General features: G+C 63.5%; 19 protein-coding genes. 3 read left to right on the top strand and 16 right to left on the bottom strand.

Features of this window, described 5'->3' with window-relative positions; translation table 11 throughout:
* Positions 1-214 (bottom strand): hypothetical protein (locus B3349_RS08690; RefSeq protein ID WP_291588255.1); only part of this gene is annotated, 214 nt, incomplete at its 3' end.
* Here B3349_RS08690 and B3349_RS08685 point away from each other — a divergent pair.
* Positions 213-2150, top strand: a complete 1938-nt coding sequence (locus B3349_RS08685; RefSeq protein ID WP_291588254.1) for an ATP-binding cassette domain-containing protein — start codon at positions 213-215, stop codon at positions 2148-2150. The two genes, B3349_RS08690 and B3349_RS08685, sit on opposite strands and share 2 nt — an antisense overlap.
* Positions 2151-2387: 237 nt before the next feature.
* Here the strand turns inward: B3349_RS08685 and cheB are convergent, their stop codons facing one another.
* From cheB to B3349_RS08650, 7 genes are all read right to left on the bottom strand, one after another.
* Positions 2388-3503 (bottom strand): protein-glutamate methylesterase/protein-glutamine glutaminase, encoded by a 1116-nt coding sequence (cheB, locus tag B3349_RS08680; protein ID WP_291588253.1) that lies wholly within the window; start codon positions 3501-3503, stop codon positions 2388-2390.
* 15 nt (positions 3504-3518) lie between these two features.
* Positions 3519-4196, bottom strand: a complete 678-nt coding sequence (cheD, locus tag B3349_RS08675; protein WP_291588263.1) for a chemoreceptor glutamine deamidase CheD — start codon at positions 4194-4196, stop codon at positions 3519-3521.
* Positions 4197-4333: 137 nt separating this feature from the next.
* Positions 4334-5173, bottom strand: a complete 840-nt coding sequence (locus B3349_RS08670) for a CheR family methyltransferase (protein ID WP_291588262.1) — start codon at positions 5171-5173, stop codon at positions 4334-4336.
* Positions 5174-5323: 150 nt separating this feature from the next.
* A complete protein-coding gene (locus B3349_RS08665; protein WP_066541784.1) occupies positions 5324-5812 on the bottom strand; it encodes a chemotaxis protein CheW in 489 nt (162 codons plus the stop codon).
* A 67-nt stretch (positions 5813-5879) separates the two neighbouring features.
* On the bottom strand, positions 5880-8009 hold the full coding sequence (locus B3349_RS08660) for a chemotaxis protein CheW (RefSeq protein ID WP_291588252.1): 2130 nt from the start codon (positions 8007-8009) through the stop codon (positions 5880-5882).
* Between the two features lie 33 nt (positions 8010-8042).
* A complete protein-coding gene (locus B3349_RS08655) occupies positions 8043-8405 on the bottom strand; it encodes a response regulator (protein WP_066541780.1) in 363 nt (120 codons plus the stop codon).
* A 45-nt stretch (positions 8406-8450) separates the two neighbouring features.
* Positions 8451-8900 carry a hypothetical protein gene (locus B3349_RS08650; RefSeq protein WP_066541778.1) on the bottom strand — a complete coding sequence of 150 codons (450 nt, stop codon included), beginning with the start codon at positions 8898-8900 and terminating at the stop codon, positions 8451-8453.
* Positions 8901-9068: 168 nt separating this feature from the next.
* Here B3349_RS08650 and B3349_RS08645 point away from each other — a divergent pair, with 168 nt between their 5' ends.
* Both B3349_RS08645 and B3349_RS08640 read left to right on the top strand, forming a co-directional pair.
* Positions 9069-10199 carry a hybrid sensor histidine kinase/response regulator gene (locus tag B3349_RS08645; RefSeq protein ID WP_291588251.1) on the top strand — a complete coding sequence of 377 codons (1131 nt, stop codon included), beginning with the start codon at positions 9069-9071 and terminating at the stop codon, positions 10197-10199.
* Positions 10196-10825 carry a response regulator gene (locus B3349_RS08640; protein ID WP_291588250.1) on the top strand — a complete coding sequence of 210 codons (630 nt, stop codon included), beginning with the start codon at positions 10196-10198 and terminating at the stop codon, positions 10823-10825. The genes B3349_RS08645 and B3349_RS08640 overlap by 4 nt, the downstream gene beginning before the upstream one ends.
* Before the next feature lie 197 nt (positions 10826-11022).
* On the opposite strand, the gene fliR is transcribed toward B3349_RS08640, so the two are convergent.
* The 8 genes from fliR to B3349_RS08600 all read right to left on the bottom strand — a co-directional run bounded on the left by fliR (position 11023) and on the right by B3349_RS08600 (position 17125).
* The gene (gene fliR, locus B3349_RS08635) at positions 11023-11769 is read right to left on the bottom strand and encodes a flagellar biosynthetic protein FliR (RefSeq protein WP_414646867.1); all 747 of its coding nucleotides are present in this window, start codon (positions 11767-11769) and stop codon (positions 11023-11025) included.
* Positions 11770-11842: 73 nt separating this feature from the next.
* A complete protein-coding gene (fliQ, locus tag B3349_RS08630) occupies positions 11843-12112 on the bottom strand; it encodes a flagellar biosynthesis protein FliQ (RefSeq protein WP_291588248.1) in 270 nt (89 codons plus the stop codon).
* A gap of 11 nt (positions 12113-12123) precedes the next feature.
* Positions 12124-12882: a flagellar type III secretion system pore protein FliP gene (fliP, locus tag B3349_RS08625; RefSeq protein ID WP_414646866.1), complete on the bottom strand. Its 759-nt coding sequence runs from the start codon at positions 12880-12882 to the stop codon at positions 12124-12126.
* Positions 12883-12946: 64 nt separating this feature from the next.
* A complete protein-coding gene (locus tag B3349_RS08620; RefSeq protein ID WP_291588247.1) occupies positions 12947-13336 on the bottom strand; it encodes a FliO/MopB family protein in 390 nt (129 codons plus the stop codon).
* The gene (gene fliN / locus B3349_RS08615; RefSeq protein WP_066541768.1) at positions 13329-13775 is read right to left on the bottom strand and encodes a flagellar motor switch protein FliN; all 447 of its coding nucleotides are present in this window, start codon (positions 13773-13775) and stop codon (positions 13329-13331) included. The genes B3349_RS08620 and fliN overlap by 8 nt, the downstream gene beginning before the upstream one ends.
* Positions 13765-14769 (bottom strand): flagellar motor switch protein FliM, encoded by a 1005-nt coding sequence (gene fliM, locus B3349_RS08610; RefSeq protein ID WP_066541766.1) that lies wholly within the window; start codon positions 14767-14769, stop codon positions 13765-13767. Before fliM ends, fliN begins: the two co-directional genes overlap by 11 nt.
* A 21-nt stretch (positions 14770-14790) precedes the next feature.
* Entirely contained in the window at positions 14791-15351 is a 561-nt protein-coding gene (locus tag B3349_RS08605) for a flagellar basal body-associated FliL family protein (protein WP_066541832.1), read from the bottom strand.
* 400 nt (positions 15352-15751) lie between these two features.
* Positions 15752-17125, bottom strand: coding sequence for a flagellar hook-length control protein FliK (locus B3349_RS08600; protein WP_291588246.1), 1374 nt, complete (start codon positions 17123-17125; stop codon positions 15752-15754).

Here is a 17125-nt window from a genome sequence, read left to right as displayed (position 1 = left end):
AGCAGCGAAGCCTTGCATTGTATGCCGAAATTTGAAGAACTTCGGAAAATTTTTTGGCTTCCTTACGTTGCTTACCGATGGCTTGCAACTTGGCAGGAGACGGATCATAGCACGGGATTTCCGGGTTATCCCGAATCTTCACCATCCTGGTGCAGTCCGGCCACAGCCTTTCCAAGGCAGCGCTGCGCGCTGCCTTGGATAATGGCGGCAACATGGCACTCATCACCTTACTGGACGCACAGCTCGCTTTCGGGCATGTGGCACTGCTGGATCACGCCAGCTTCTCTCTGGAAACCAATGAACGCGTGGGGCTGATCGGCCGCAACGGCGCTGGAAAGTCTTCGCTGCTGAAGATTCTGGGAGGCCTGGCCCACCCGGACGACGGCAATCTGCAAGTGCAGTCGGGCGTGCGCATTGCCTATGTGGCACAGGAGCCCGATCTGCAGCCGGAACACACGGTGTTCCAGGCCGCCTCCACCGGACTGGCGGAAGTCGCCGCGCTGCGCGATCAGTACCTTTCCGGCGCCGACGACGTGGATCTGGACGCCCTGCAGTCCCGCATCGAGGCGCAAGATGCCTGGAACTGGGAGCAGCGCGTCGAGGAAACCCTGCAACGCCTGCACCTGAAGGCCGATGCGCTGATCAGCAACCTGTCGGGCGGTGTGCGCAAGCGCGTGGCACTGGCCCAGGCCCTGGTGACACAACCCGATGTGCTGCTGCTGGACGAGCCCACCAACCACCTGGATCTGGACTCCATCGAATGGCTGGAAGGCCTGCTCAAGGAGTTCAAGGGGGCGATTGTGCTTATCACCCACGACCGCTCCTTCCTGGACAACGTGGCCACCCGCATCGTGGAGCTGGACCGTGGCGAGCTGACCTCCTACCCCGGCAACTTTGCGGCCTATGTGACGAACAAGGCCGAGCAGCTGGCACAGGAAGCCGTGATCAACGCCAAGGCCGACAAGTTGCTGGCCCAGGAAGAAATCTGGATCCGCAAGGGCGTGGAAGCCCGCCGCACCCGTGCCACCGCACGCATCGTGCGCCTGCAGGAACTGCGGACCGAGCATGCGGCCCGCCGCACCGCCCAGGGCAGCGTGAAGATGGATGTCAGCAGCGGCGAGAAAAGCGGCAAGCTGGTGTCCGAGCTGACCCACGTGAGCAAAGCCTTTGGCGATCGCGTGATCGTCGATGATTTCAGTGCCACCATCTTGCGTGGTGACAAGATCGGCCTGCTGGGCCCCAACGGCGCCGGCAAGACCACGCTGCTCAAGCTCATCCTGGGCCAGCTGCAGCCCGACCCGGCTCCCGCCAACGCCCCGGCGCCCGAGCCCGGCGAAAGCCCCTGGGGCACGGTACGCCAAGGCACCAACATCACCGTGGCCTACTTTGACCAGATGCGCAATGCGCTGGACCTGGATGCCACGCTGGAAGACTTCATCAGCCCCGGCAGCGAGTGGATCGAGATCGGCAACCAGCGCAAGCATGTGAAAAGCTACTTGGGGGACTTTCTGTTCTCCCCGGCCCGTGCCAACTCGCCAGTACGCAGCCTCTCGGGCGGTGAACGCAACCGCCTGTTGCTGGCACGGCTGTTCGCCCGCCCCACCAATGTGCTGGTGCTGGACGAACCCACCAACGATCTGGACATCGACACGCTGGAACTGCTGGAAGACCTGCTGCAAAACTACGACGGCACCGTCTTCCTGGTCAGCCACGACCGGACCTTCCTGGACAACGTCGTCACCAGCACCATTGCCGCCGAAGGCAACGGCCAGTGGCGCGAGTACGAAGGCGGTGTGCAGGACTGGCTGGTCCAGTCCAAGCGCAGCAAGGCGGCGGCCGAACAGGCCGCCAAGGCCGGTGCGGCCAAACCTGCCCCCGCCAAGGAAGCAGCCACCGCCAGCGCACCGGCCACGGCCGCCGCTCCTGCCGCCAAGCGCAAGCTCAGCTACAAGGAACAGCGCGAGCTGGAACAGCTGCCTGCGCAGATTGCGGCATTGGAGGCGGAGCAGGCCACCATCCAGGCCGCCCTGGCCGATGGCAGCCTGTATGCCACCGACAACGCCCGCGCCGTGCAACTGCAGCTGCGGGATGGGGAGATCGAAGCGGCCCTGATGGCCGCACTAGAGCGCTGGGAGCTGCTGTCCGCCTGACGCCCTTTCAGGATGGGCCTGTGGGGGAGCCTTATGCCCCCCAAGCGGATCCCGTGGCGGCAGGCGTGCGGACAGCGCCTGTTTGCCAGCAATCCCACGCCTGAACACGGCGATCCAGCGCCACTGAGCTGGCATACACAGCGGAACATGCATGCAAAAAGGGAGCTGTATCAGCTCCCTTTTGTTTTTGTTTGTCAGCTGCTGCACCCTCGGACAACAAGCCGACTGATGCCCACGTCAGATGCGGTGGCGCACATGGTCGGGTGAGGTGCGCAGCTTGCCCAGCAAGGCACCTGCAATCTGCGTCAGCGGCAGCACTTCATCGGCGGCGCCATGGGCGATGGCTTCGCGTGGCATGCCGAAGACGATGCAGCTGGCTTCGTCCTGCACATAGTTGTAGCTGCCCGCGTCCTTCATCTCGCGCATCGCGGCGGCTCCGTCTGCCCCCATGCCGGTCAGCATCACGCCAAAGGCATTGCGCCCGACACAGGCGGCGACGGACTTGAACAGCACTTCCACGGAAGGCTTGTGCCGGTTGACCGGCGGCTCGTCATTGACCACGGCCACATAGTTGGCACCGCTGCGGGCAATGGAGAACTGCTTGCCGCCCGGAGCGATGTAGGCATGGCCAGGCAAAATACGCTCACCCTGCACGGCTTCCTTCACCGTGATCTGGCACAGCCCGTTCAAGCGTGCTGCAAAGCTGGTGGTGAAGCCCGGCGGCATGTGCTGGGTGATGACAATGGCCGGGGAGTCGGCCGGCATCTGCACCAGCACTTCCTTGATGGCTTCGGTCCCCCCGGTGGAGGCGCCGATGGCAATCACCTTCTCGGTGGACAGCCGCCCCAGCAGGGTGGCCGACGACACGGGGGCTGCAGCCACACCCGGTGCAGCACCCTTGGCCGCAGGCGCCATGGCCGGACGGGCTGCGGGCACCGCACGGTGCACCTGGGCCACCGCCGCCACGCGGATCTTGTCCACAATCTGGTTGGCCAGGTCTTGCAGGCCATTGGCCACCCCCACGCGGGGCTTGGCCACAAAGTCCACGGCACCCAGTTCCAGCGCACGCATGGTCACTTCGGCACCGCGCTCGGTCAGCGTGGAAATCATCAGCACCGGCATGGGGCGCAGGCGCATCAGGCGGCCGAGAAAGTCGATACCGTCCATGCGTGGCATTTCCACGTCCAGCGTGATCACGTCAGGATTGAGTTCGCGGATCATTTCGCGGGCAATCAACGGGTCGTTGGCCGTGCCGATGCACTCCATATCGCTTTGTCGGTTGATGATCTCGGCCAGCAGGCTGCGCACCAGCGCAGAGTCATCGACCACGATCACACGGATCTTCTTGCTCATTCCCTCAAACCTCTCTCAAAACAGGTCTACGCTGCCGCCAGCGTTGGACTGTGCCACGGTGGCCGCATTGCCGCGGCGCTCCTGCGCCACCAGCTCTTCGGGGTGGGCATGCGCCAGGCGCTTGACCAGGGCCTTGCCGGTGGTCGGAAAGTAGACCACTTTGCGTGGATAGATGTCGAGCACATCCTCGGAGACGATGGGGATGCGCTCGGTATTCAGATACTGGGTGACGAAATCGGTGTTGCGCTCACCCACATTCATGGTGGTGAAGTTGGCCATGACCTGGCCGCCGCCAAAGATCTTGGCCTGCATGGTCTCGCGGCGCGCGCCCAGCTTCATCATCTCGTTGATCAGCAGTTCCATCGCATACGAGCCATAACGACCGGAGACGTCGCCGGCATCGCCATCGGGCAGCATGAAGTGGTTCATGCCACCGATGTTCAGGGTGCGGTCCCACAGACAGGCGGCAATGCACGAGCCCAGCACCGTGACGATGGCCATGTTCTCGCCCGTCACGAAATACTCGCCCGGCAACACCTTGACGGCGTTGAACTGGAAATGCGGGTCGAAATAGAAGAACGAGGCCTCGCCCGGCTTGGGCGTACGGCGCTTGAGCGCCTCCAGTGACGACGGTGGCGCCGGCGGCTGAGCAACCGCCGGCCGGTGGAACACCGGGGCACTCGGCGGCGCCATCTTGGGCACAGGACCCCGGCGCTCACCAAAGGCAAGGGACGAGCCAAAGCCGCCCCCCAAGGGATTGGACGACATCGGTACGCCTTTTCGCAGAGGATTCATGGTGGACCTTTGTTCCAATAACCGGCGTAGCCCGTTCAGCGACGCTCGTACACGGTCTTGCCGCGCAAGGTAAAGAGGTCGCGCGATTCGCTGAAATTCTCGGCATGTCCCACAAACAGCATGCCACCCGGCTTGAGCACGCGGTGGATTTTCTCCAGCACACGGCGCTGTGTGGGCGCATCAAAGTAGATCATCACATTGCGGCAGAACACCACATCGAAGGCGTCCTGGAAGGGCCAGTCGTCCTTGATCAGATTGACCTGCATGAAGTCAATCATGCGGCGCAGTTCCGGCTTGACGCGCACCATGCCTTCGTTGCCCCCCTTGCCCTTCATGAAGAAGCGGCGCAGACGCTCCTGGCTCAGGTTCTTCACATTGTCCAGGCGGTAGACACCGTTCGATGCCGTGGCCAGTACCTTGGAGTCGATGTCGCTGGCCGTGAGCTTGAACTGCCCGTTGGCCCCCAGCGCTTCCTGGGCCGTCATCACGATGGAATAGGGCTCTTCCCCGGTCGATGCAGCATTGCACCAGACCTTCCACGACGGCTGCTGCTTGCTGCGCAGGTGCTGGGCGAAGATCTCGAAATGGTGCTGCTCGCGAAAGAACGAGGTCAGATTGGTGGTCAGCGCATTGACGAACTCCTGCCACTCCGGGGCATCGCCAGGCTGCTTTTCCAGCCAGGACAGGTAGTCGTCGAAACTGTCCAGCCGCGTATCACGCAAGCGGCGCGACAGGCGGCTGTACACCATGGCGTGCTTGCCATCGTGCAAGCTGATGCCGGCGTGCTTGTAGATCAGCGCCTGCACCCGGGTGAAATCGGCATTGGTCCAGGCGAACTCGCGCTGCGCAGCACCGCCCCCCATGGAGGCCGGCATGCCGGATGCCGACCCGGCATCCGTGGACAACGAAGAAGCAGAAGTACGCATGGATGAAAGGGTCAAAAAATCCCAACGCCTGCAAGGCGTTCAAATTCAACAGCCCACCACAGGGCGGGCCGTTGGCTAGCAAATCCGCCGCAGCGCCCTTTACTCGGCCGGAGCCACCAGGCCCATGTCCACGTTGGACATCAGCTTTTCGATGTCCAGCAGGATCAGCATGCGCTCGCCCACCGAGCCCAGGCCCAGAATGCAGCCGTTGTCGATGGCGCTTTCGATATCGGGTGCCGCGCGGATGGCGTCCGGCGCCAGCTCCATCACGTCACTCACGGAGTCCACCACAATGCCGACCACGCGGTTGCGCAGGTTCAGGATGATGACCACCGTGAAGCTGTTGTATTCCACTTCCGTGCAGTTGAACTTCAGGCGCATGTCCACGATCGGCACGATGGTGCCGCGCAGATTCACCACGCCCTTGATGAATTCCGGTGCATTCGCAATGCGGGTGGGTTGCTCGTAGCCGCGGATTTCCTGCACCTTGAGGATGTCGATGCCGTATTCCTCCTGGCCCAGACGGAAGGTCAGATATTCGCGGGTGCCGGTGGCCGCAGACTCGGTATTTTTGCCCATCACATTCATTTCAATTCTCCTGGCGGCCCGCTGGGGGCCTGGCCTTTGCTAGTTGTGGATCGCCTGCAATCCGGTATCAGTAACGCGCCCGGTTCACCATGCTGATGGTGTCCAAAATCAAGGCCACGGTGCCATCACCCAGGATGGTGGCACCCGACACATTCGGCACCTTGCGGTAATTGGACTCCAGGTTCTTCACCACCACTTGATGTTGCCCCAGCAGTTCGTCCACCAGCAATGCCACCCGGCTGCCGTCGGACTCGACCACCACCATGATGTCGCTGCTCTTTTCCCCTTCGGCACGCGGCACACGGAACGTCTTTTCCATGGCGATCACGGGCATGTACTCGTCACGCACCTTGACCAGTTGGGAGCCCTGGGCCACGGTGTTCACATCGTTCGGGTTGACCTGGAAGGACTCCACCACCGAAGACAGCGGCAGGATGTAGACCTCCTGGCCCACGCCCACCGACATGCCGTCCATGATGGCCAGGGTCAACGGCAGACGGATCGCCACGCGCATGCCCACGCCTTCGGCGGAGTCGATTTCCACGGTACCGTTGAGCGCGGTGATGTTCTTCTTCACCACGTCCATGCCCACGCCACGGCCCGACACATCGGTCACGACATCGGCGGTGGAGAAGCCAGGGGCAAAGATCAGCTGCCAGACATCGGCATCGGGCAGGCTGTCCGACACGTCCATGCCGCGCTCGCGGGCCTTGCGCAGAATCTTTTCGCGGTTCATGCCGCGGCCGTCATCGCGCACTTCGATGACGATGGAGCCACCCTGGTGGGAAGCCGCCAGGGTCAGCGTACCCGCTTCGGACTTGCCGGCCGCAATGCGCTGTTCGGGCATTTCGATGCCGTGATCCAGCGAGTTGCGCACCAGGTGGGTCAGCGGGTCGGTGATCTTTTCCACCAGGCCCTTGTCCAGCTCGGTGGCTTCGCCCTGCAGCACCAAGTCGAACTTCTTGCCCATCTTGTTGGCCAGGTCACGCAGCATGCGCGGGAAACGACTGAACACGGTGGACATGGGAATCATGCGGATCGACATCACGCATTCCTGCAGGTCACGCGTGTTGCGGTCTAGGTCCGCCAGCCCGGCCAGCAACTGCTGGTTGGCGGCCGGATCCAGCGTGCGGCTGTTCTGTGCCAGCATGGCCTGGGTGATCACCAACTCGCCGGCCAGGTTGATCAGCTGGTCGACCTTGCCCAGGGCCACGCGGATGCTGGTGGACTCCATGGTGGCCGCCACCGCTGGCTTGGCCGCGGCAGAGGCCTTGGCCGGCGCCAGGGCAGGACGTGTTTCCGGATCGCCGGGCGCACCGGGGAAGATGCCGAAATTGCCGCTCACCGTGTCGCCGGCCGCCGCCACAGCGGCTTCCACCGGTGCAGCGACAGACTCCACGGCCACCGTCTGCGGCGCGACATCCACAGCAACCGGAGCCGCCTGGGACGCATGACTGCGGATCTGCACCTGCTCCTTGGCGACGTGGAAAGCGAACAGGTCCAGCAGGTCTTCATCGGTGGACTGGGTCTGCACACCGAACAGGCGACAGCCGGTGTCGGTACAGGGCAGGTCTTCGATGGTGCCCAGGCCCGGGATATCGCGGAACAGCTCCTTGATGGCATCGGCCAGATCCAGATTGTCCATGGGACCGATGCGAATCTCCAGCGCACGGTTCCCCCCCACCGGGACGGCGGCCACCGGGGCCGGCGCGGGCGGTGGTGGTGCCACCGGGGCCGCCACTATCGATGTGGCCACAGGAGCGGGCACTGCACCGTTGCCGGCGGCCAGCTCCGTGATGCGGCGCACCAGATCGGAGGTCGACATGGCTTCGCCCTCACCGCCCGCCTGGTGGCGCGCCAGCAGGCTGCGCGAGGCATCGGCCGATTCCAGCAGCACATCCACCATCTCGGGGATGGGCGTGATTTCGTGGCGGCGCAGGCGGTCCAGCAGCGACTCCATCTTGTGGGTCAGCTCGGCCACATCGGAGAAACCAAAGGTCGCAGAGCCCCCTTTGATCGAATGCGCACAACGGAAGATGCCGTTGAGTTCTTCATCGTTGGCGGCCGACAAGTCCAGATTGAGCAGCATCTGCTCCATCTGGTCGAGGTTTTCCCCGGCTTCTTCGAAAAAGATCTGATAGAACTGGGTCAGGTCGAAATCCGCCCCGCCCCCAGCATCTGTATGAGTGTCCACCATGTAGGCTCCTGTGATCGCCTGCTGCGCCGCTGCTTAGCGGATTACTTTTTGAATGACTTCGATCAGGCGGTTCGGATCGAACGGCTTGACCAGCCAGCCGGTAGCGCCAGCCGCGCGCCCAGCCTGCTTCATCTGGTCGCTGGACTCGGTGGTCAGGATCAGAATCGGGGTGTTCTTGAAACGCGGATGCTCGCGCAGTTTCTTGGTGAGGCCGATGCCATCCAGACGCGGCATGTTCTGGTCAGCCAGCACCAGATCTATCTGTTGTGCTTCTGCTTTTTCCAGCGCGTCCATGCCGTCCACGGCCTCGACGACTTTGTAGCCCGCGCCGGACAGGGTGAACGACACCATCTTGCGCATGGATGGTGAGTCATCTACAGCGAGGATCGATTGCATGTATGGGCTCCAACTGACTTTGGAATTAGTAAACAGGACAGCGTCTTAGAACAAATCCACCGAACCCGCGTCCATTTCGCTTTGGGTCACAGGGTTAGGGCGTTCCGGCATCATGGATTGTGCAGGCTCCGAAGGCAGTTCCCCTTCTTCCACGCCCATGGTCTCCGCCGCGAGCCGGAACGCACACCCCTGCAACACCTGGGTGGTGTGCCAGATCAACTGGGTGGCCATGTCATGGAATTGCAGCTCCGTGACGGCGCTGCGCAAGGCATGGCGTGCGGCTTCGAGCTCGTTGCGGTCCACTGCGCCGGTGCCCGAGAGCAGGCCGTTGGCTTCAGAAAACCGTTCCAGCAAATTGGACGTGGCATGATTGAGGAGCCCTTCCAGTCGATGAAGGTCGCGCATGACGACCAACAGGGAATCCTGCAATTCCGCCGCAACCATGACAGGCACCTGAACAGCAGGTTCTCCGGTCGGTGATAGCGTTGAATGCATCGTTTCTCCATTCAGGGGCAGGTGCAAAGCTTGGACAGGAGTTCACCCGGTGGGCGCCTGCGCAGGCGCATCACCTTGTGGCTCTGCTGTGGACGTGCAGGGGAATGAGCCCTAACTTCAAAGCTGTAGCGTACCGCCAGCCTGCACGTTTGTTCCAAGATGTATCCTATGATAGCGCCCCTTCTGGGTCCTGATCCAACAGATAGACCCCTCCTGATCCTCCACCTTGAGGATTCACAAGCCGATCAACGACTGGCAGCACTGACTTTGCGCCGTGCGCAACGGGTCTGCCAGATCGATTGCGTCGATCAGCTTCCGGCTTTCCTGGAGGCATTGGCCGCCAGTCCCTATGATCTGGTGCTGGCGGACTACTACCTCCCCGGGTTTACCGCCATCGACGCCTGGGAAGGTGCACAACGGATATCACCCTGCCCGCCGTTTGTCCTGCTGTCCGGGGCCATTGGCGAGGCCGCGGCCGTCGACGCCATCCGCCTGGGGATTTCCGACTACCTGCTCAAAGACGATATGGCGCGGCTGCCCCACGTGCTGGAGCGCGCCCTGGAAGTGCACGACGCCCGGCGCGCACGCGAGCTGGCAGCCGCCGAGCTGGCCGCATCGGAACGGCGCCTGGCCGACCTGACGGAGCACCTGCAGACCTCGATCGAGCAGGAACGCACCGCCATTGCCCGGGAAATCCACGATGACATCGGCGGGGCACTCACTGCCGTGAAGTTCGACCTGTCATGGATTGCGCGCAATACCGCCACCCAGCCCCAGGTGCTACAGCACGCCCAGTCCGCACTGGAGATGCTGCAGCATGCCCTGGGCGCCAGCCAGCGCATCATGCTGGACCTGCGCCCCCCCGTGCTGGACCAGGGCCTGGCCGCCGCCATCCAGTGGCTGGCCGAAGGGTTCGAGCGCCGCACCGGCATTCCCGTGGCGCTGAGATTGTCGCCTTTACACAACAGTCTGGCATCCAACATCCAGCTGGTCGCCTACCGCACCACGCAGGAAGCGCTGACCAATGTCTCCAAATACGCCCAGGCCACGGCCGTGCACATCGAGATGTCGGACGCCGAGGGGGTGCTGACGGTGGAAGTGCGCGACAACGGCTGCGGTATCGCCCCGGCCCAACGCGATAAGCCCAAGGCGTTCGGCCTGCGCGGCCTGGCCGAACGCGCCCGCACCGTGGGGGGGTGGCTGGATGTCAGCAGCCAAATAGGGAAAGGCAGCAGCATCATTGTCTCCATCCCACTACCATCGGCGTCTGGTGCTGAATTTGCCGAGGAAACGCTGTGATCCAAGTAGTGCTATGCGACGACCATGCCGTGCTGCGCCGCGGCATCCGGGACACCTTGCAGGAAGCCACCGACATCCGCGTCACCGCCGAGGCCGCCAGCTATACCGAGCTGCGCGAAGCCCTGCGCACCGCCGCCTGTGAAGTGCTGCTGCTGGACATCAACATGCCCGGCCGCAACGGCCTGGAAGTGCTGACCAGCGTGCGCGAGACCCACCCGGAGATCAAGGTCATCATGGTCTCCATGTACCCTGAAGACCAGTACGCGCTGCGCAGCCTCAAGGCCGGCGCACAGGGCTATGCCAACAAGGCGGGCGACCCGGTACAGCTGATTGAGGCCGTGCGCATGGTCATGCAAGGGCGTAAATATCTGACGGCCGAAGTCGCGCAGATGCTGGCCGAGAGCGTGGCCCAGCCCCAGGCCGAGGTGCTGCACGAAACCCTGTCCGAGCGCGAGATGCAGACGCTGCAGAAAATTGCCACCGGCCGGCGGCTGACCGATATCGCCGAAGAGCTGATGCTCAGCCCCAAGACCGTGAGCGTCTACCGCGCCCGGGTGCTGGAAAAGCTGCAGCTGGCCAACAATGCCGAACTGACGGTCTACGCCATTCGCAACAACCTGGTCTGAGCCGCTGCCGACGATGCCCCGACGGTGCACCAGGCCTGCACCCACCGCCGGATATGCTCAAAAAACAGGTAGCCTCACCGCATGCACTGCGGATTGCTTGAAAAAACCATGCCGTTCTGTCTTGGCGCGCGCTCGCCGTGCTGATGGCGTCCCGCCACGCGCCGCCCAGTGCAGGACCGCGGCGTGCCGCGCCACGCCTAGAACGACACCGCGCCAAACACGCCCAGGGCCTGCTCGAACATGCGCAGCAGCGGCTGCTCCATCATCGGCAGGGTGGCGGTGATGCCCAGCATGCCCACCGTCAACGTGACGGGAAAGCCCACGGCAAAAATGTTCATCTGCGGCGCAATGCGCGAGATGATGCCCATGGTCAGGTTCACGAACAGAAGCAGCGCCATCATGGGCAGGGCGATCCACAGCGCGCTGGAGAAAATGGCACTGCCCAGCTCGTGGATGCGCATCTGCGCCACTGACTGCATGAAATGCCCGTTCACCGGGAAGGCGTCAAAGCTTTTGATCACCGCCATCAGCACCACCAGGTGGCCGTTGATCGCAATGAACAGCAGCGTGAAGATCTGCACCAGAAAACGCGAGATGGCGCTGAGTTGCGCATTGCTGACCGGATCGAAGAAAGAGGCGAAGTTCAGGCCCATCTGCAGGCCCACCAGTTCCCCGGCCACTTCCACGGCCGCGATCGCCAGGCGTGCGGCAAAACCGATCGCCAGACCCACGCCGACTTGCTGCAGCACCGTGCCCAGAGCGTCCGGGGAGTTGATGCTGACCACCGGCTGGTCGATCAGCGTGGCCTGGGCGCCCAGTGCAACCACAAAGGCCATGGCCACCTTGCCCCGCGCCGGGATGGCTCTTTGCGAGAACACCGGCGCCACCGAGAACATGGCCAATGTGCGCAGAAACGGCCAGATGATTGGCGACAGCCAGGCCATGATCTGCTGCTCGGAGAAGCCAAACACCGTGTGCCGCCTGTGAGAATGTGCCGAAACCGGGAGCCGCTGCGCGTCAGCCCAGCGCCAGCGGAATGTTTTCGATGGTGCGGCGGATGAAGTCCACCACCGTGCTCAACATCCACGGCCCGGCGATCAGGAACACCAACACCGCCGCCACCAGCTTGGGCACGAAGGACAAGGTGTTCTCGTTGATCTGCGTCACCGCCTGGAAAATACTGACCACCAGGCCCACGGCCATCACCGTCAGCAGCACGGGCAGGGAAATCATCAGCAGCAAGGTCAGCGCTTCGCGGCCAAAGGTCAGTACCGACTGGGCATTCATGGACGCTCCTTCTAGATGGCAAAGCTGGAGGCCAGCGAACCGATCAGCAGATTCCAGCCATCCGCCAGCACGAACAGCATGATCTTGAAGGGCAGCGCCACCAGCACCGGCGACAGCATCATCATGCCCAGCGACATCAGGATGGAAGACACCACCATGTCGATAATCAGAAAGGGAATGAAGATCATGAACCCGATCTGGAACGCGGTCTTCAGCTCGCTGATCACAAACGCCGGCACCACCACGCGGAAAGGCGCATCTTCAATCTTGGTGTCCGCCGGCAGCTTGGCCAGGCGGGCAAACAGCGCATAGTCGGACTGGCGGGTCTGGCGCTGCATGAAGTCGCGCATCGGCAGTTCGGCCTTGCCCACCGCCGCCTCGAAGGTGATGGCACCGCTGCTGTAAGGCTTGTAGGCTTCCTCATAGACACGGTCCAGCGTGGGCCCCATCACGAACAAGGTGAGGAACAGCGACAGACCGATGATCACCTGGTTGGGCGGGGAAGACTGCGTGCCCAGGGCCTGGCGCAGCAGGCTCAGCACAATGACGATGCGAGTGAAGCCCGTCATCATCAGCAAAATCGCCGGCAGAAAAGACAGTGCCGTGAAGAACAGCAGGGTCTGGATGGGCACCGAAAAATTGGTGCCGCCGCCTCCCGAACCCACCAGCAGCGGCAGGCTGGGCGCGTTCTGCGCCCAGGCCATCTGCGGCACCACCGCACAGGTCAGCGCGCAGACTGCCAGTTTGGCCAAAAGGGAAGTGCGAGACATGGGAGGGAGTCCAGAAAGAAATCAGGTTGTGCACCCGGCAGCGCAGGCTGCGCCGCCGCAGGTTTCAAGGGTGTGTGCTGGCCGCCGGCTGGCTGCTGGCCTGCTGAAGCTGTTCCATCGCACCGGCAAACGAGGCCGCGGAAACCGCCGCCGCGTCCGCAGGTGCGGCACCGCCCAGCACGTGCAGGCAGTGGATGTTCTGGGCCGTGACACCCAGCACCAGGCGCGTGCTGTGCCCGCCCTGGCCCACCTCGACCACCACAATACGCTGGCCGGGCGACAGCGCCACGGTGGACAGCACCTGGGTCTGCACGCCCTGCACGCCCCGCGCCACCATCTGGCGCTGCTGCCAACGGCGCAGCAACCAGGGCAGCACCGCCATCACGGCGATGAACAGCACCAGCACCGCAATGGTCTGGAAGCTGGAGACGGACGCGGTCGCCGAGTTATCCACGGCTGACGCGGCGCAGACGTTCGGACGGCGTGACCACGTCGGTCAGGCGAATACCGAACTTGTCGTTCACCACCACCACCTCGCCCTGGGCGATCAGGTAGCCATTGACCAGCACGTCCATGGGTTCACCGGCCAACGCGTCCAACTCCACCACCGACCCCTGGGCCAGTTGCAGGATGTATTTGATGGGCACCTTGGTGCGGCCCAGCTCCACCGACAGCTGGACCGGGATGTCCAGCACCATGTTGATGTCGTTGACCGGCACTTCCGTACCGCGGGCAAAAGCGGGTTCGCCGCTCAGCGGTCCCCCTTGTTCGGCATCCAGCACGGACTGCTGGTCATCGACCTTTTTCTGCTCGCCCAGTGCTTCGGCCCAATCGGCAAACGGATCATCGCCTGCGCCCGCGCCTGCGGCGTCGGTATTTTGGTCAGTTGCCATTCTTATCTCCCGTCCAGTTTGCATCCACCCCGCGCAGGCATTGCTCCACGCGGATGGCGTATTTGTTGTTGTAAGTCCCGTACTGGCAATCGAACACCGGCACACCGCCGATCGATGCCTTGATACGTGGCTCACGGTCCAATTCGATAAAGTCGCCCGGCTTCATGGCCAGCAGCTGCTCCACGGTCGCATCGGCGCGGGCCAGCTCGGCCACCAGCGTCACTTCGGCCGACTGGATTTCCCGCGTCAGCACCTTGACCCAGCGGCGGTCCACTTCCATGGAGTCGCCCTGCGTGGACGAATACAGAATGTCGCGAATCGGCTCCAATGTGGCATACGGATAGCACATGTGGATGGAGCCGGAGATGTCGCCGATTTCCAGCTGGAACGCGGTGGACACCACGATTTCGCTGGGCGTGGCGATGTTCGCGAACTGCGGCTGCATTTCCGAGCGCTGGTAGGCCAGCTCCAGCGGATAGATGCCGTGCCAGGCCTTTTTGTATTCCTCGCAGATCACATCCACCAGGCGGTTGATCACACGCTGCTCGGTGGCGGAGAAATCGCGGCCCTCGATACGGGTCTGCAGACGGCCTGCGCCGCCGTACAGGGTGTCGATGATGCCGAACACCAGCGAGGGATCGCACACCACCAGGCCATTGCCGCGCAAGGGGCGGATGGCCACGATATTGAAATTGGTCGGTACCGCCAGACGGCGCAGGAAAGCGCTGTAGCGCTGCACGCTCACCGTGCCCACCGAGACTTCGGGGCTGCGGCGGATGAAGTTGAACAGTCCGATACGGAAGTTGCGCGCGAAACGCTCGTTCACGATTTCCATGGTCGGCATGCGTCCGCGGACGATGCGTTCCTGGCTGGAGATGTCGTAGTTGCGTACGTTGGCTTCATCGACGTCGCCAGCGTCTGACTTCTGGCTCTCGCCGGTCACCCCTTCCAGAAGGGCGTCAACTTCCTCTTGCGAGAGAAAAGAATCACTCATGCCCTGTACTCCCGCACTTGCTTACTGAATGATGAAGCTGGAGAACAGCACGCGGCGCACCGGATTGGCACGGCGACGGGGACGCTCTTCTTCCTCGCCATCATCGGCGTCATGCTCGACACGTGCGGCACTGGGGCGCACACCCAGCGGACGCGAGACTTCGGCCAGAATGTCGGCCGCCAGCTTTTCCTTGCCTTCGCGGCGCAGCAGCTCTTCGGCCGTGCGCTGCGACACCAGCATCAGCACACCATTGCGGATGCTGGGCATGTACTGCTTGACGGAGGCCGAGGTTTTCTCGTCCTGCAGCTCCAGCGTGATGCCGATCTGCGCGAAGCGGTCACCGCCGGTATCGGCCAGATTCACCACCATGTTTTCCATGGGCAGGAAGGTCGGCACCAGCACGGCGGCGGCTTTCGACTCCTGCGCATCATCATCGGCGGCATGGCGTTGCTTGTTCACCAGAAACAGGCCCAGCGCGGCCGCGACGATCACCAGCAAAGCGACAACGGCACCGATCACGATCAGTTTTTTGCTCTTGGCAGGTTCTTTGCCAGGAGATGCTGCAGAAGAAGTGGCGGACACGTGTGATTCCTTGCGTGGAAAATGGGACTGCCCGGCGCCGAGCCGGCGGGTGACATCGCCCTGCGCGGACTTCACAGCCTGATTTGTCAGACTGATCCGGCCATTGGACAGGGCGCCGCACTACGCTGGCTCAGGCCTGATACGGGCCTTTGGGTGCCAATTATTCCGGGCACGGTCGAAATCATAGCCAGAATAAAGCGCCGAAACATCGCCCAATCCCTGCCGCTCACGCCCGGTGTTCCGCTCCAGTGGGCAGAAAACCCTCTTTTCTGTTGCATTGCAGCACCCACGCAGCCGTGAATCCCGGCGCCATCGCCTTGCAGTGCAGCAGACGTGACAAGGGGCGCACTCGGCGCCCCTGGTGGCTTCGCTCTTGTATACAGAGCGTGTTTTTTGCCGTTCACGCAAAAATATCGACCCCTTGGCCGCTGCCGCTGCCGCTGCCCGCACGCGGCAGGCCGGGCGTCTGCTCGGCCCCCGCCTGCGATGACAACCGCACGCGGCGCGCGCCCTCGGGCATGAAAGCCTCCTGCGCACCAGAGGAATCGCCTTGCTGGCGGCCTCCGGCCTGCGCATCCACCTGCACCCCTGCCAGCTCCACCCCCTGGGCGGCCAGCATGTCACGCAGCTGGGCCACGCTGGCATCCAGCATGGACCGGGTGGCCTGCTCGTCGCTGCGGAACGTCACATGGGCGGTACTGCCTTCCATGGTGACCTGCACGCGGACCGGCGCGCCGTCCCGGTCCAGCACCACTTCGGCGCGTTGCTGGCGGGAATTCATCCAGAACGCCATGTCCGGCTCGGCCTGCGCACCCTGCGCATCTCCGTTGGACGTCTGCTGGCCGGCGGCGGCCTGCGCCACGGCGTTGTCCTGCAAACGCCCTGTTCCGGCGCCAATCCCGGCGCCTGGAGGCACGGCGGCAGCATCATGGGCAGAAGCGGCCATATCATCGACCGATTTGCTGCCGGCACGGCGCAGCCCCGCGGCCTCAGTGGCGCCCGTGGCCGACAGGAATTGCGACATCTGCCCCAGCAGGCGCTGCATCACCTCGGCAGGCTGCGCCTGGCGGTCGGTGGCCGTCCATTGGCCTTGCAGGCTGACACGCCCTTCGCTGCCGCGCTCGCCGCGCGACAGCGCGTCACCGTCGTCAGACTTCATGGCATCGGCCATGGCATCCACCACGGACTGTGCGGTATCGCTGACGGCATTCCATGCGGCAGCCCCGGCCACATCGCCCTGTGCCACCGCCTGCAGCACGCCACCGCCCAAAGCCTGGGCTACGCCCTGCGCCACCACCGGCACCTGGGATGCAGCGCCCAGCGCGCTCTGGGCCGCACTGCGCATCAAACCCAATGGGTCGCCCGCATCCATCCGCGTCTGCAGATGAGAGCCATTGCGCAATGCCACATCGGCGGACTGGTCCATGCGGGCCGTCTGCCCCACCAGGCTTTGCACCGTCCAGGCCGCATCGCCCACCATCATGGTCATGGACGTCGCATCCGCCTCCACCACGACCTCCGGTTGCGGCAGCGGCTGCTGCACTGTCAACCCGAGGCTGGGGTCTACTCCCATCGCACCCACATCCGTCAACGCAGCATCGCTGCCTTCCGGTTGTGCGGCAGCCTGCAGCAGCCGGGAAAAGCCAGCAGCAGAGGTCTGCCCCGCGCTGTCGCTGTCACCCTCTGCAGCCCGCGGCTTGCGCTGCGTGGCAGCCAGCCCCTCTGCGGCCGTGGCGCGCTTGCCGGGGACCGGTGTGGATGGCAATGTCTCCAT

Source organism: Comamonas sp. UBA7528, assembly GCF_002479375.1.
Lineage (GTDB): Bacteria > Pseudomonadota > Gammaproteobacteria > Burkholderiales > Burkholderiaceae_C > Comamonas.
This window is presented reverse-complemented; position numbering and strand designations above follow the sequence as displayed.

What these genes read in the sequence shown, in the direction of transcription:
- B3349_RS08685 (WP_291588254.1), top strand. Translation starts at nt 213, where the DNA reads ATGGCACTCATCACCTTACTGGACGCACAGCTCGCTTTCGGGCATGTG.
- cheB (WP_291588253.1), bottom strand. Translation starts at nt 3,503, where the DNA reads ATGAGCAAGAAGATCCGTGTGATCGTGGTCGATGACTCTGCGCTGGTG.
- cheD (WP_291588263.1), bottom strand. Translation starts at nt 4,196, where the DNA reads ATGGCGCCGCCGAGTGCCCCGGTGTTCCACCGGCCGGCGGTTGCTCAG.
- B3349_RS08670 (WP_291588262.1), bottom strand. Translation starts at nt 5,173, where the DNA reads ATGCCGGCCTCCATGGGGGGCGGTGCTGCGCAGCGCGAGTTCGCCTGG.
- B3349_RS08665 (WP_066541784.1), bottom strand. Translation starts at nt 5,812, where the DNA reads ATGAATGTGATGGGCAAAAATACCGAGTCTGCGGCCACCGGCACCCGC.
- B3349_RS08660 (WP_291588252.1), bottom strand. Translation starts at nt 8,009, where the DNA reads ATGGTGGACACTCATACAGATGCTGGGGGCGGGGCGGATTTCGACCTG.
- B3349_RS08655 (WP_066541780.1), bottom strand. Translation starts at nt 8,405, where the DNA reads ATGCAATCGATCCTCGCTGTAGATGACTCACCATCCATGCGCAAGATG.
- B3349_RS08650 (WP_066541778.1), bottom strand. Translation starts at nt 8,900, where the DNA reads ATGCATTCAACGCTATCACCGACCGGAGAACCTGCTGTTCAGGTGCCT.
- B3349_RS08645 (WP_291588251.1), top strand. Translation starts at nt 9,069, where the DNA reads ATGATAGCGCCCCTTCTGGGTCCTGATCCAACAGATAGACCCCTCCTG.
- fliR (WP_414646867.1), bottom strand. Translation starts at nt 11,769, where the DNA reads ATGGCCTGGCTGTCGCCAATCATCTGGCCGTTTCTGCGCACATTGGCC.
- fliQ (WP_291588248.1), bottom strand. Translation starts at nt 12,112, where the DNA reads ATGAATGCCCAGTCGGTACTGACCTTTGGCCGCGAAGCGCTGACCTTG.
- fliP (WP_414646866.1), bottom strand. Translation starts at nt 12,882, where the DNA reads ATGTCTCGCACTTCCCTTTTGGCCAAACTGGCAGTCTGCGCGCTGACC.
- fliN (WP_066541768.1), bottom strand. Translation starts at nt 13,775, where the DNA reads ATGGCAACTGACCAAAATACCGACGCCGCAGGCGCGGGCGCAGGCGAT.
- fliM (WP_066541766.1), bottom strand. Translation starts at nt 14,769, where the DNA reads ATGAGTGATTCTTTTCTCTCGCAAGAGGAAGTTGACGCCCTTCTGGAA.
- B3349_RS08600 (WP_291588246.1), bottom strand. Translation starts at nt 17,125, where the DNA reads ATGGAGACATTGCCATCCACACCGGTCCCCGGCAAGCGCGCCACGGCC.